The organism is Cellulomonas sp. IC4_254, from assembly GCF_011603975.1.
In the GTDB taxonomy this organism is placed as follows: Bacteria; Actinomycetota; Actinomycetes; order Actinomycetales; family Cellulomonadaceae; genus Cellulomonas.
The window spans coordinates 1-12,578 of sequence record NZ_JAANNB010000116.1; the positions used below are offsets into that span (position 1 = coordinate 1).

General features: G+C 76.6%; 12 protein-coding genes. 10 read left to right on the forward strand and 2 right to left on the reverse strand.

From position 1 onward, the window contains the following. The 9 genes from G6556_RS12125 to G6556_RS12165 form a co-directional block, all read left to right on the forward strand. Positions 1–986, forward strand: a 986-nt coding sequence (locus G6556_RS12125) for a PH domain-containing protein (protein ID WP_166941638.1), incomplete at its 5' end; no start/stop codon positions are given. Continuing rightward, the gene (locus G6556_RS12130) at positions 983–2,086 is read left to right on the forward strand and encodes a DUF2520 domain-containing protein (RefSeq protein WP_166941640.1); all 1,104 of its coding nucleotides are present in this window, start codon (positions 983–985) and stop codon (positions 2,084–2,086) included. The genes G6556_RS12125 and G6556_RS12130, both read left to right, overlap by 4 nt. Continuing rightward, positions 2,083–2,973, forward strand: a complete 891-nt coding sequence (gene panC, locus G6556_RS12135) for a pantoate--beta-alanine ligase (RefSeq protein ID WP_166941642.1) — start codon at positions 2,083–2,085, stop codon at positions 2,971–2,973. Before G6556_RS12130 ends, panC begins: the two co-directional genes overlap by 4 nt. A 2-nt stretch (positions 2,974–2,975) precedes the next feature. Beyond that, complete coding sequence (gene panD, locus G6556_RS12140) at positions 2,976–3,545, forward strand: aspartate 1-decarboxylase (protein ID WP_240934441.1); 570 nt, start codon at positions 2,976–2,978, stop codon at positions 3,543–3,545. Continuing rightward, on the forward strand, positions 3,542–5,245 hold the full coding sequence (locus G6556_RS12145) for an L-aspartate oxidase (RefSeq protein WP_166941643.1): 1,704 nt from the start codon (positions 3,542–3,544) through the stop codon (positions 5,243–5,245). Before panD ends, G6556_RS12145 begins: the two co-directional genes overlap by 4 nt. A gap of 42 nt (positions 5,246–5,287) precedes the next feature. Continuing rightward, the gene (gene nadC / locus G6556_RS12150; protein ID WP_166941644.1) at positions 5,288–6,184 is read left to right on the forward strand and encodes a carboxylating nicotinate-nucleotide diphosphorylase; all 897 of its coding nucleotides are present in this window, start codon (positions 5,288–5,290) and stop codon (positions 6,182–6,184) included. Positions 6,185–6,242: 58 nt separating this feature from the next. Further along, entirely contained in the window at positions 6,243–7,778 is a 1,536-nt protein-coding gene (lysS, locus tag G6556_RS12155) for a lysine--tRNA ligase (RefSeq protein WP_166941646.1), read from the forward strand. Between the two features lie 79 nt (positions 7,779–7,857). Then, entirely contained in the window at positions 7,858–8,034 is a 177-nt protein-coding gene (locus tag G6556_RS12160; RefSeq protein WP_166941648.1) for a hypothetical protein, read from the forward strand. A 119-nt stretch (positions 8,035–8,153) separates the two neighbouring features. Next, the gene (locus G6556_RS12165; RefSeq protein WP_166941650.1) at positions 8,154–8,501 is read left to right on the forward strand and encodes an Lsr2 family protein; all 348 of its coding nucleotides are present in this window, start codon (positions 8,154–8,156) and stop codon (positions 8,499–8,501) included. A gap of 69 nt (positions 8,502–8,570) precedes the next feature. Here G6556_RS12165 and xylB read toward each other — a convergent pair whose 3' ends face one another. Next, positions 8,571–10,001, reverse strand: a complete 1,431-nt coding sequence (xylB, locus tag G6556_RS12170) for a xylulokinase (RefSeq protein WP_166941652.1) — start codon at positions 9,999–10,001, stop codon at positions 8,571–8,573. 95 nt (positions 10,002–10,096) lie between these two features. Continuing rightward, complete coding sequence (gene xylA, locus G6556_RS12175; RefSeq protein ID WP_166941654.1) at positions 10,097–11,284, reverse strand: xylose isomerase; 1,188 nt, start codon at positions 11,282–11,284, stop codon at positions 10,097–10,099. A 76-nt stretch (positions 11,285–11,360) separates the two neighbouring features. On the opposite strand from xylA, the gene G6556_RS12180 reads away from it, so the two are divergent. Next, positions 11,361–12,578, forward strand: a 1,218-nt coding sequence (locus G6556_RS12180; protein WP_166941655.1) for an ROK family protein, incomplete at its 3' end; no start/stop codon positions are given.

A 12,578-nucleotide genomic window follows, 5' to 3' on the forward strand; every position in this document is an offset into this window, starting at 1 on the left:
CCGTCCCGGCGACCGACCACCCCGCGACCGCCGACCCGGACGCCGCGCTGACCCTCCCGGTCGAGCCGGACGCGGACGGCGGCTGGGAGGGCCCGGCACCGGTCGCGCCCGAGCACCCGGTCTACGAGGTCCCGGTCGGCCGGCTGCTGGTGTCCACGCTCCTGTCGTCGGCGACCATCTGGCTCGTGGTGATGCTGGGCGCCGTCGGCGCGCTGATCGCCGGCACCGGCCAGGTCGGCTCCGCGTTCGCGCTGCTGCCCGCCCTGCTCGGCGTCGTGTCGTACACCTGGACCCGGTTCAACCGCGGGGCGAACTTCCGTGCGGCGATCTCCCCGGACGGCATCCGGCTGCGGCACGGCCTGACCGAGTCGCGGGCGCAGACCGTCCCGCCGGGCCGGGTGCAGGCCGTGCGGGTCACGCAGGGCCTGCTGTGGCGGAAGCCGGACTGGTGGCGGGTCGAGGTGAACGTCGCGGGCTACGGCAGCAGCGGCGACCAGACCCAGACCGAGAACGTGCTGCTGCCCGTCGGCACCCGCGACGAGGCGATGCTGGCGCTGTGGCTGGTGCTGCCGGACCTGGGCACCGCGGACCCGCGGGCGCTGGTGGCGGCGGGGCTCGCGGGGCGCACGGACGAGGGCGGCTGGGCCGTGGCCCCGCGCCGGTCCCGGTGGCTCGACCCGATCGGCTGGCGCCGGCACGGCGTGACCGTGACCGACCGCGCGCTGGTGCTGCGCTCGGGGGTGCTGGTGCGCCAGCTCGTCGTCGTCCCGCACGAGCGCACCCAGTCGCTCGCGCTGGAGCAGGGGCCGCTGCAGCGCCGGCTGGGGCTGGCGTCGTTCCAGCTGCACTCGACGCCCGGGCCGGTGTCGCCCAGGGTGGACCACCTCGACCAGCGGGTCGCCGCGGGCCTCCTCGACGAGCAGGCGACGCGGGCCAGGACCGCGCGTGCCGGGGCGGGGCCGGAGCAGTGGATGCGCCGGGCATGACGCGGCTGGGGATCGGCGTCGTCGGCGCGGGCCGGGTCGGCGCGGTGCTGGGCAGCGCGCTGCGCGCGGCCGGGCACCCGGTGGTCGGCGTGAGCGCCGTGTCCGAGGCGTCCCGCGAGCGGGCCGACGCGCTGCTGCCGGGGGTGCCGGTGCTGGACGTGCCCGAGGTGGTGCGCCGCGCCGAGCTCGTGCTGCTCGCGGTGCCGGACGACGCGCTGGCCGAGCTCGTGGCCGGGCTCGCGGCGACCGTGGCGTGGCAGCCCGGGCAGATCGTCGTGCACACCGCCGGCCGGTACGGGGCGGCGGTGCTGGACCCGGCGCGGGCGCAGGGGGTCATCCCGATCGCGCTGCACCCGGCGATGACGTTCACCGGCACCTCGCTCGACCTGTCCCGGCTGGTCGGCTGCACCTTCGCGGTGACCGCCCCGACGCCGGTGCTGCCGATCGGGCAGGCGCTGGTGGTGGAGATGGGCGGCGAGCCGGTGGTGCTCGACGAGGCGGCGCGGCCGCTCTACCACGCGGCCCTGGCGCACGGGGCGAACCACCTGGTCGTCCTGGTCGCGCAGGCCGGGCAGGCGCTCGCGGCCGCGGGCGTCGCCGACCCCGGCGCGGTGCTGCGGCCGCTGCTGACCGCGGCCCTGGACGGGGCGCTGCGGGCCGAGTCCGCCGGCGGCGGGCGGGACGCCGAGGGCGAGGTCACGAACGGCGCCGTCACGACGCTCACCGGCCCGGTCCGCCGCGGGGACGCCGGGACGGTCCGCGACCACCTCGACGTGCTGACCGACCTGGGCGTCCGGACCGGGGCGACCGACGTGGCGGCGTCCTACCGGGCGCTGTCCCGCGCGGCGACCGGGCGGGCGCTCGCAGCCGGCCTGCTGCGCGCGGAGCAGGGCCGGGCGCTGCTGGACGTGCTGGCGACGGGCGACCCGGCACCGGAGGCCGGCCCCGGTGCCCCGGGCGTGACCGGCCCCACCCCGGACGGCGCCGGCCCGGCTCACGCCGCGGGGCCCGACGGGAGTACGGTGCACGGCGCGCACGACGACGAGGGCGCGGGCGGCGGAACGGCCGGACCCGGCGCCGACCAGGAGGACCAGGCATGACCGAGGCACGCACGGGTGCCCCCACGCTGGCGCGCACGCGCGGCGAGCTCGCGGACGCGCTGGCGGCCCGCCCGGCCGGCGGCCGGGCCGTGGTGATGACCATGGGCGCGCTGCACGCCGGCCACCTGTCGCTGGTGCGCGAGGCGCGCGCCCGCGGCGAGCAGGTGGTGGTGACGATCTTCGTCAACCCGCTGCAGTTCGGCCCGGCCGAGGACCTCGACCGGTACCCGCGGGACCTCGAGGGCGACCTGGCGTCGCTCACCGGGGCGGACCTGCTGGGCGCGGGCGACGTGGTGTTCGCCCCGGCGCCCGACGTGGTGTACCCCGACGGCGACCCGGGCGTGCGGGTGTCCGCGGGCGCGGTCGGCACGGTCTACGAGGGCGCGACCCGCCCCGGCCACCTCGACGGCGTGCTGACCGTGGTGCTCAAGCTGATGCACCTGGTGGCCCCCGACGTCGCCCTGTTCGGCCGCAAGGACGTGCAGCAGCTCGCCGCGGTGCGCCGCATGGTGCGGGACCTGGACGTGCCGGTCGAGGTCGTCGGCGCGCCGACCGTCCGGGACGCCGACGGCCTCGCGCTGTCCTCCCGGAACGCCTACCTGTCCGCGCCGGAGCGGGAGCAGGCGCTGGCGCTGAGCCGCGCGCTCGCGGCCGGGCAGGCGGCGGCGGACGCGGGCGGCGACCCGGACGCGGTGCGCGCGGCGGCCCGGGCGGTGCTGGACGGCGCCGCCGTCGGCACCGACTACGTCGCCGTCGTGGACCCGGTGACCTTCGAGGACGTGACCGGCGCGGCGGCGGACCTGGCCGGGCGCTCGGCCGTCCTGGCGCTCGCGGCCACCGTCGGCGCGACCCGGCTGATCGACAACTCCGACGTGAGGTGGGCGTGACCATGACCTCGCTGCAGCGGCCGATGATGATCGGCAAGATCCACCGCGCGACCGTGACGCAGGCCGACCTGCACTACGTCGGCTCGATCACCGTCGACGCGCACCTGCTGGCGGCGGCCGACCTGCTGCCCGGGCAGCAGGTGGACGTGGTGGACGTGACCAACGGCGCCCGGCTCACGACCTACGTGATCGCCGGCGAGGCCGGGTCGGGGCAGATCTGCATCAACGGCGCAGCGGCGCACCTGGTGCACCCCGGCGACGTCGTCATCCTCATCGCCTACGGGATGCTGTCGGACGCCGAGGCGCGGACCTACGAGCCGCACGTCGTCCTGGTCGACGCCGAGAACCGGATCATGGACACGGGGCACGACCCGGGCACGGTGCCGGAGTCCTGGACCGCCGCGTCGGGGCTGCACCCGAGCGGCGTGCCGTTCGACCAGGGCCGGACCCTGGTGGAGCGCGACGGGGCCGGCCCCGACCACGGGACCGGCGACGGGCACGACCACCCGGTGCGCGACGACCTGGGGTCGGGGGCGAACGACGCCGCGCGGGACGCGCGCGCCGGACGGTGACCACGCGGCTGGCCCGCCGGCTGGCCGCGCCCGCCCCGGGCTGGACCGCCCGGGCCGACGCCGTCGTGGTCGGCTCCGGCATCGCCGGCCTGACCGCGGCGCTCGAGCTGCGCACCCGCGTGCCGCGGGTGCTGCTGGTGACCAAGGACCGGCTGGTCTCCGGGTCGACGGTGTGGGCGCAGGGCGGCATCGCGGCGGCGCTCGACCCGGCGGACTCCCCGGAGGCGCACCTGCGGGACACGCTCGTCGCTGGCGTCGGGCTGTGCGACCCGCGGGCCGTGGAGGTGCTGGTCACCGAGGGCCCGGCGCGGGTCCGCGAGCTCGTCGCGCGCGGCGCGGTGTTCGACACCGAGCCGGACGGCACGCTCAGCCTGACCCGGGAGGGCGGCCACCACGCCGACCGGGTGGCGCACGCCGGCGGCGACGCCACGGGCGCCGAGATCTCCCGGGCCCTGGTCGCGCAGCTCGCCGCGGTGCAGGCCGACCCCGGCATCGAGGTCGTCGAGCACGCGCTCGTCCTCGACGTGCTCACCGGCGCCCCGGGGCGCGACGGCCGGCCCGGCCCGGTGTGCGGCGTGACGCTGCACGTCATCGGCGAGGGCAGCCGGGACGGCGTCGGCGCCGTCCTCGCGCCGGCGGTGGTGCTCGCGACGGGCGGCATCGGCCAGGTGTTCCGGTCCTCGACCAACCCGGCGCAGGCGACCGGCGACGGCCTGGCCGCGGCGCTGCGCGCGGGTGCCGCCGTCGGCGACGTCGAGTTCGTGCAGTTCCACCCGACGGTGCTGTGGCTCGGGGCGGGCGTGAAGGGCCAGCTCGCGCTCATCTCCGAGGCGGTCCGCGGCGAGGGCGCGCACCTGGTTGACGTGGACGGGCACCGGTTCCTGCCCGCCGTGCACCCGCTGGCCGAGCTCGCGCCGCGGGACGTCGTGGCGAAGGCGATCGTCCGGCAGCTGGCCCGCACCGGCGCCGACCACGTCCTGCTGGACGCCCGGCACCTCGGGGCCGAGCGCCTGCACCACCGGTTCCCGACGATCGGCGCCCGGCTGGCCGAGCACGGCCTCGACCTGGCGACCGACCTGGTGCCGGTCGCCCCGGCCCAGCACTACCACTCGGGCGGCGTGGTGACCGACCTGGTCGGGCGGTCGACGCTGCCGGGCCTGTACGCGGTCGGCGAGGTGGCGTGCACGGGGGTGCACGGCGCGAACCGGCTGGCGTCGAACTCGCTGCTCGAGGGCCTGGTGTTCGCGCACCGCGCCGCGCACGACATCGCCCACCGCGTCGAGACCGGCGCGCTGCGCCCCGCCGAGCCCGTCGAGCGGCCCGGGCCGGAGGCGCTGGTCGCGGGCGCGGCCCGGTCCCGGGTGCAGCGGATCGCGACCGACGGGCCCGGGGTGCTGCGGTCCGCGGCGGGCCTCGCCGCGGCCGCGCAGGCGCTCGCGGCGGTCCGCACGGACGCGCACCGGGCCGTCGAGGGCGGGGAGCGGCCGGTCGCGGACCCGCAGGTCGCGGAGTGGGAGACCACGAACGTGCACCAGGTGGCCACGGTGCTGACCGCCGCGGCGGCGACCCGGCGGGAGACCCGCGGCGGCCACCTGCGCAGCGACCACCCCGACCGCGACGACGCGGCGTGGCTGGTCCGCGTCGAGGCGACCCTGTCCCCGGACGGCGAGCTGACCCAGCGCCGCGCCCCCCAGGACTGACCCCCGGGGCCCTGGGCCCGCGCCCGGCCCTAGGCTGCGTGCGTGACCACGCCCGACGCCCTCGACCCCGCCTGGCTCGCCCGCACCGTCGCGGTCGCCCTCGACGAGGACCTCGGCCCCGCGCCGGGCCGGGACGTCACCACCCAGGCCACCGTCGCCCCCGACGTCCGGGGCGTCGCGCACCTGGTGGCCCGCGAGGCCGGGGTCGTCGCCGGCCTGCCGGTCGTCGCCGAGGTGCTGCGCCAGGTCACCGACCGCCTGGGCCTCGCCCCGGCGACCGTCGACCAGCGGGTCCCGGACGGCGCGGCCGTCGCGCCGGGCGACGTCCTGGCGGTCCTCGCCGGCCCGGTCCAGGCGCTGCTGGTCGCGGAGCGCACCGCGCTCAACCTCGCCTCGCGCGCGTCCGGCGTCGCCACGCACACCCGCCGCTGGGCCGACGCCCTGGCCGGCACCGGGGCGCAGGTGCTTGACACCCGCAAGACCACGCCGGGCCTGCGCGAGCTCGAGAAGTACGCCGTGCGGCGCGGCGGCGGCACCAACAAACGCATGGGCCTGCACGACGTCGCGATGGTGAAGGACAACCACGTCGTGGCGGCCGGCGGGGTCGCGGCGGCGGTCGAGGCCGTGCGCGCGCGGTTCCCCGACGTGACCATCCAGGTCGAGGCCGACACCACCGAGCAGGCGCTGGAGGCGGTCGGGGTCGGCGCCCGGTTCCTGCTGCTCGACAACATGCCCACGCCGGTGCTGGCCGCCACCGTCGAGGCCGTGCGCGCGGGCGAGGCGGCGACGGGGCGGGTCGAGCTCGAGGCCACCGGCAACCTCACGCTCGACCGGGCCGCCGAGGTGGCCGCGACCGGCGTGGACTACTTGTCGGTGGGGGCGCTCACGCACTCGTCGCCGATCCTCGACCTGGCGCTCGACCTGGTCGAGGGCGTCTGACCCCGCGCCCCGGCACCCGTGACGGCCGGGGCCCCGCCCGCTCGGTAGGATTCCGGGCGTGACCGAGCCGCAGCAGACGCCCGCCCCCGCCGCCGACGACCTCCCCGAGCAGCTCCGGGTCCGGCGCGAGAAGCGGGACCGGATGCTGGCCGAGGGGGTCGAGCCGTACCCGGTCGGCGTCCCGCGCACGCACACCATCGCCGAGGTCCGTGCCGCGCACCCCGACCTCGAGCCGGGCCAGGAGACCGAGGACGTCGTCGGCGTCGCCGGCCGCGTCGTGTTCCTGCGGAACACCGGCAAGCTCTGCTTCGCCACGCTGCAGGACGGCGAGGGCAACCGGCTGCAGGCGATGCTCAGCCTCGCCAACGTCGGCGAGGACCGCCTCGCCGCGTTCAAGGCGGACGTCGACCTGGGCGACCACCTGTTCGTGCACGGCACCGTCGTGGCGTCCCGCCGCGGCGAGCTGTCCGTGATGGCCGACGCGTGGACGCTCGCCGCCAAGTCGCTGCGCCCGCTGCCCAACCTCTACGCGAAGGGCGACGAGGAGGCCCCGGAGCTGTCCGAGGAGGTGCGCGTCCGCCAGCGGTACGTCGACCTCATCGTGCGCCCCGCCGCCCGGGACACCGTCCGGCTGCGCGCCGGCGTCGTGCGCTCGCTGCGCGAGAACTTCCACCGCCGCGGCTATCTCGAGGTCGAGACCCCGATGCTGCAGACGCAGCCCGGCGGCGCCGCGGCGCGTCCGTTCGTGACGCACATGAACGCGTTCGACATCGACCTGTACCTGCGCATCGCGCCGGAGCTGTTCCTCAAGCGCGCCGCCGTCGGCGGCCTGGAGCGCGTGTTCGAGATCAACCGGAACTTCCGGAACGAGGGCGCGGATTCCACGCACTCCCCGGAGTTCGCGATGCTGGAGGCGTACGAGGCCTACGGCGACTACGACACGATGGCGGCGCTCACGCAGGACCTCGTGCAGACCGCCGCGCAGGACGTGCTCGGCACCACGACCATCACGCTGCCCGACGGCGAGGAGTACGAGGTCGGCGGCGACTGGGCGCAGCTGACCATGTACGGCTCGCTGTCCGAGTCGCTCGGCGAGGAGATCACCCCCGAGACCTCGGTCGAGCACCTGCAGAAGATCGCCGACCGGCTCGACGTGCAGCTCGACCCGAAGCGGGTCAGCCACGGCAAGCTCGTCGAGGTGATCTGGGAGCACCAGGTCGGCGACCACCTGCACGCGCCGACGTTCGTCCGCGACTTCCCGGTCGAGACCAGCCCGCTGACCCGCGACCACCGCACGATCAAGGGCCAGGTCGAGAAGTGGGACCTGTACGTCCGCGGCTTCGAGCTCGCCACCGCGTACTCCGAGCTGGTGGACCCGGTGATCCAGCGGCAGCGGTTCGAGGCGCAGGCCCTGCTCGCGGCCGCCGGCGACGACGAGGCCATGCAGCTGGACGAGGACTTCCTCGCCGCCGTCGAGTACGCGCTGCCCCCGACCGGCGGCATGGGCATGGGCGTCGACCGCCTGCTCATGGCGCTCACCGGCCTGGGCATCCGGGAGACGATCCTGTTCCCGCTGGTGAAGCCGCAGGCCTGACCACGGCGGTCGTGCGCACCCGCCCGGTGGCCCCGACGGGCCGCCGGGCGGCGGCATTCTGCGGCGTACCCTGGTGCGCATGAACATCGGTCCCGCGCTCGCCGCGCTCATCCCGTCCGTCGGTGTCGGGGTGATCTTCTGGATCGCCATCCGGGCGCTCGTGAACGCCGACCGCACGGAACGCGCGGCTTTGGCGCGGATGGATCGCGAGGACGCGGCCCGCGCGAATGAGACGCACAACTCGTCCGAAATCTGAACCATTGACGCGCGTCCTTTGACGGGACGCCATTCGGCTGCCATGCTTTTGCCCTCCGTACATATTCGCCGATCGCCGCCGGGGGCCTGCGACGGCGGCCAAGGGCTCGGGAGGGCGAAATGGCACAGAAGGTTCAGGTCCTGCTGGTCGACGACATTGACGGCGGCACGGCGGACGAGACGGTGACGTTCGCGCTCGACGGCGTGTCCTACGAGATCGACCTCACCAGCGCGCACGCGGCCGAGCTGCGCGACGCGCTCGGCACCTGGGTCGGCCACGCCCGCAAGGTCGGCGGCCGCTCCTCCTCGGGCCGCGGCGGCAGCAGCGGTGGCGGCGCCAGCCGTCCGCGCCGGTCCTCCGACGCCGGTGCCGTGCGCACCTGGGCGAAGGAGAACGGCTACGACGTCTCCGAGCGCGGCCGCATCTCCGCCGAGATCCGCGAGGCCTACGAGGCCGCCCAGGGCTGACCGCCCCGGCGCACGCGAACGGCCCGGCACCCTGGTGGGTGCCGGGCCGTCGTGCGTCCCGGCCGGCGGTCAGCGGCGGGTGGCCGTGAGGTCCCGGACCGCGGCGTACTGCTCGCGCACGCGCGGCGCCGCGTCGGCCTCGTAGACCTCCGCCTCGCCGGCCGCGGTCCACGCCGGCGGCTGCTCCGAGCCGCTCAGCACCCACGCCGCCTGGCGCGCGGCGCCGTCGGCCACGTACTCGCCGGGGGTCGGCACGGTCACGGCGGTGCCGAGCACGGCCGGCGCGATCCGGCGCACGGCCTCGGACTGCGCGCCGCCGCCGATCAGCGACACCCGCTCGACCGGCACGCCCTGCGCGCGCAGCGCGTCCAGGCCGTCGGCGAGCGCGCACAGCATGCCCTCGACCGCGGCCCGCGCCAGGTGCGCCGGCGTGGTGTTCGCGAGCCGCATCCCGTGCAGCGCGCCGGTCGCGTCCGGCTTGTTCGGGGTGCGCTCGCCCTCCAGGTAGGGGACCAGCACCAGGCCGTCGGCGCCGGCCGGTGCGGACAGCGCGAGCGCGGACAGGCCCGCGTGGTCGACGCCGAGCATCCGCGCCGCGGCGTCGAGCACCCGGGAGGCGTTGAGCGTGCAGGCCAGCGGCAGGTAGGCGCCGGTCGCGTCGGCGAACCCGGTCACCAGGCCCGAGCCGTCGGCGGTCGGGGCCCCGGACACGGCGGACACGACGCCGGAGGTGCCGATCGAGATCGCCACGTCCCCGGCCACCATGCCGAGCGCGAGCGCGGCGGCGGCGTTGTCGCCCGCCCCGGCGCCCAGTGCGACGCCGGCCCGGGCGAGGCCGCCGTCGCCGACGACGCCGGCCGCGGCGTGCGGCGCGACGACCCGCGGCAGCACGGCGCCGTGGCCGAGCGCGAGCTCCAGCAGGTCGGGGCGGTAGTCCTCGGTGAACGGCGACCAGTAGCCGGTGCCGGACGCGTCGGACCGGTCGGTCACCAGCGCGTCCAGGCCGTCCGTCCCGGGACCGTGCCCGGCGAGCCGCCAGGTCAGCCAGTCGTGGGGGAGCGCGACGGCGGCGACCCGGGCGGCGGCGTCCGGCTCGTGGTCCCGCAGCCAGCGCAGCTTGGTGACGGTGAGCGAGGCGACCGGCACCGAGCCGATCGCGTCCGCCCACGCCTGCGGCCCGCCCAGCTCGTCGATCAGCGCCAGCGCCGACGGCGCGGACCGGGTGTCGTTCCACAGCAGCGCGTCGCGGACGACCTCGCCGTCGGCGTCCAGCGCGACCATGCCGTGCTGCTGCCCGCCGACCGCGACCGCGTCGACGTCGTCCAGCCCGCCGGCGTCGCGCACCGCGGTCTGCAGCGCGTCCCACCAGTGCCGCGGGTGGATCTCGGTGCCGTCGGGGTGCGACGCGCGGCCGGAGCGCACCAGCGCCCCGGTGTCGGCGTCGCGCACGACGACCTTGCAGGACTGGGTGGAGGAGTCCACCCCGGCGACGAGGGCCATGAGGATGCGTCCTTGCTCTGCTCAGGTGACGGGAGAAGGCGCCGAGGCCGAGGGTTTCACGCGAAACCCCCGACCTCGGCGCCGGACTGCTCGGATCAGCGGGCGCCGAGCGCGTGCTCCAGCGCGAGCTGGTTCAGGCGGACGAAGCCGAAGCCGCGGGCGGCCACGCCGTCCACGTCGAAGTCCTCGTACGCGGACCGGTCGGCCAGCAGGTCGGCCAGGGTCTCGCCCTCGCCGATGGTCGGCTGCGACAGCTCCAGGACGCCGGACGCCTCGAGGGCCTCCTGGACCTCCGGGTCGGCGCGGAACGCCTGCGCGCGCTCCTTGAGCAGCAGGTAGGTCGCCATGTTGGCCTTGGCCGACTCCCACACGCCGTCGAAGTCCTCGGTGCGGGACGGCTTGTAGTCGAAGTGCCGCGGGCCGTCGTAGCGCGGGCCGCCGGACGGGAAGCCGTTCTCGATCAGGTCGACGGTCGCGAACGCGGAGAACAGGTCGCCGTGGCCGAACACGAGGTCCTGGTCGTACTTGATGGACCGCTGGCCGTTGAGGTCGATGTGGAACAGCTTGCCGGCCCACAGCGCCTCGGCGATGCCCTGCGTGTAGTTGAGGCCGGCCATCTGCTCGTGGCCGGTCTCCGGGTTCAGGCCGACGATGTCGCCGTGCTCGAGCTTCGCGATGAGCGCGAGGGCGTGGCCGATCGTCGGGAGCAGGATGTCGCCGCGGGGCTCGTTCGGCTTCGGCTCGATGGCGATCCGCAGGCCGTAGCCCTTCTCCTTGATGTACGCGGCGACGGTGTCGATGCCCTCGGCGTACCGGTCGTGTGCGGCGTTGAGGTCCTTGGCGGAGTCGTACTCCGCGCCCTCGCGGCCGCCCCACATGACGAACGTGTCGGCGCCGAGCTCGGCGGCCAGGTCGACGTTCCGGATGACCTTGCGCAGGCCGTAGCGGCGCACGCGGCGGTCGTTCGAGGTGAACGCGCCGTCCTTGAAGATCGGGTGGCTGAAGGTGTTGGTCGTGACCATCTCGACCGTGATGCCGGTGTCAGCCAGCGCCTGCTTGAACCGGCCGAGGATGCGCTCGCGCTCGGCGTCGTCGGAGCCGAACGGCACCACGTCGTCGTCGTGGAAGGTGACGTGCGCGGCGCCGAGCTCGGCGAGCTTGTGCACCGACTCCACCGGGTCGAGCCACGGTCGGCTCGCGCTGCCGAACTGGTCCTGGGCGTTCCAGCCGACGGTCCAGAGGCCGAAGGAGAACTTGTCGTCGCGGGTGGGCGTGCGCACCATCTTCACTCCTCGTTGAGGTCCTGCGGGGTTTGTCTTGTGGATGAACTTATCGCTGCGACCGGTTAGGGTCAACCGCATGACCGAGCCCGGCGGCGCGCCCGCGACGACCGCGCGCCGGCGCGAGCCCGCGCGGCAGGGCAGCCTGCGCGAGCACAACCTCGCGCTGGTGCTGCGGCACGTCCTGGACGCGGCCGGCGCCGCCGGGGACCCGCCGCCGTCCCGCGCGGACGTGGCCACGGCGACGGGCCTGACCCGCGGTGCGGTGTCGGCGCTGGTCGACCTGCTCATCGGCGGCCGCCTGGTCGACGAGCTGCCGCCCGCCGTCACCGCCCGCGCCGGCCGGCCCGCCGTCCCGCTGGTGCCCGCGTCCGGCACCGTCGTCGGCCTGGGCGCCGAGGTGAACGTCGACTACGTGGGCGTGCGCGCCCTCGACCTCGCCGGGCGGGTGGTCGCGCACCGCGAGACGCGCGGCGACTTCCGGCACAGCGACCCGGTGCGGGTGCTCGGCGTGCTGGCGGCGCTGGTGGGCGAGGTGCGCGCGGCGCTGCCCGCGGAGGCCCGGCTGGCCGGGATGTGCCTGGCGCTGCCCGGCCTGGTGGACCGCGGCACCGGCCCGCTGCGGCTCGCCCCGAACCTCGGCTGGCGGGACGTGGACGTCGTCGCGCTGCTCGCGGCCCACCCGGAGGTCGACGGCCTGCCGGTCCGGCTCGCCAACGAGGCCAACCTCGCCGCCCGGGCCGAGGCGCGCACCGGCGCGGCCGGGCAGTCGTTCCTGTACGTGTCCGGCGAGGTCGGCATCGGCGCGGCGATCGTCCTCGACGGCGAGGTGTTCGCGGGCCGGCACGGCTGGAGCGGCGAGCTCGGCCACACCGTCGTCGACCAGCAGGGGCCGCGGTGCACCTGCGGCGCGCGCGGCTGCCTGGAGCAGTACGCCGGCAAGGACGCGCTGCTGCGCGCGGCCGGCCGGGACGTCGAGGAGCCGGTCGACGCGCTGCTGGCCGCGGCCGGGGCGGGCGACGAGCGGACGGCGCGGGCGCTGCGGTCCGCGGGGGAGGCGCTCGGCGTCGCGCTGGCGAACTTCGTCAACCTCGTCGACGTCGAGCGCGTGGTGCTCGGCGGGATCTACGCGCCGCTCGCCCCCTGGCTGACCGACGCCGTCGTGGCGCAGCTGCGGTCCCGGGTGCTGGCGGCCGCGTGGGCGGACGCGCAGGTCGGCATCGCGGCGGGCGGCGAGCACGCGGCGATGGACGGCGCGGCCCTGGTCGTGCTCCGCACGGTCGCCGACGCCCCCGCC

Excerpts from the sequence above, each read along its gene's own strand:
- G6556_RS12165 (WP_166941650.1), top strand. The coding sequence starts at position 8,154 with ATGGCACAGAAGGTTCAGGTCCTGCTGGTCGACGACATTGACGGCGGC.
- G6556_RS12130 (WP_166941640.1), top strand. The coding sequence starts at position 983 with ATGACGCGGCTGGGGATCGGCGTCGTCGGCGCGGGCCGGGTCGGCGCG.
- G6556_RS12160 (WP_166941648.1), top strand. The coding sequence starts at position 7,858 with ATGAACATCGGTCCCGCGCTCGCCGCGCTCATCCCGTCCGTCGGTGTC.
- panD (WP_240934441.1), top strand. The coding sequence starts at position 2,976 with ATGACCTCGCTGCAGCGGCCGATGATGATCGGCAAGATCCACCGCGCG.
- xylB (WP_166941652.1), bottom strand. The coding sequence starts at position 10,001 with ATGGCCCTCGTCGCCGGGGTGGACTCCTCCACCCAGTCCTGCAAGGTC.
- xylA (WP_166941654.1), bottom strand. The coding sequence starts at position 11,284 with ATGGTGCGCACGCCCACCCGCGACGACAAGTTCTCCTTCGGCCTCTGG.
- panC (WP_166941642.1), top strand. The coding sequence starts at position 2,083 with ATGACCGAGGCACGCACGGGTGCCCCCACGCTGGCGCGCACGCGCGGC.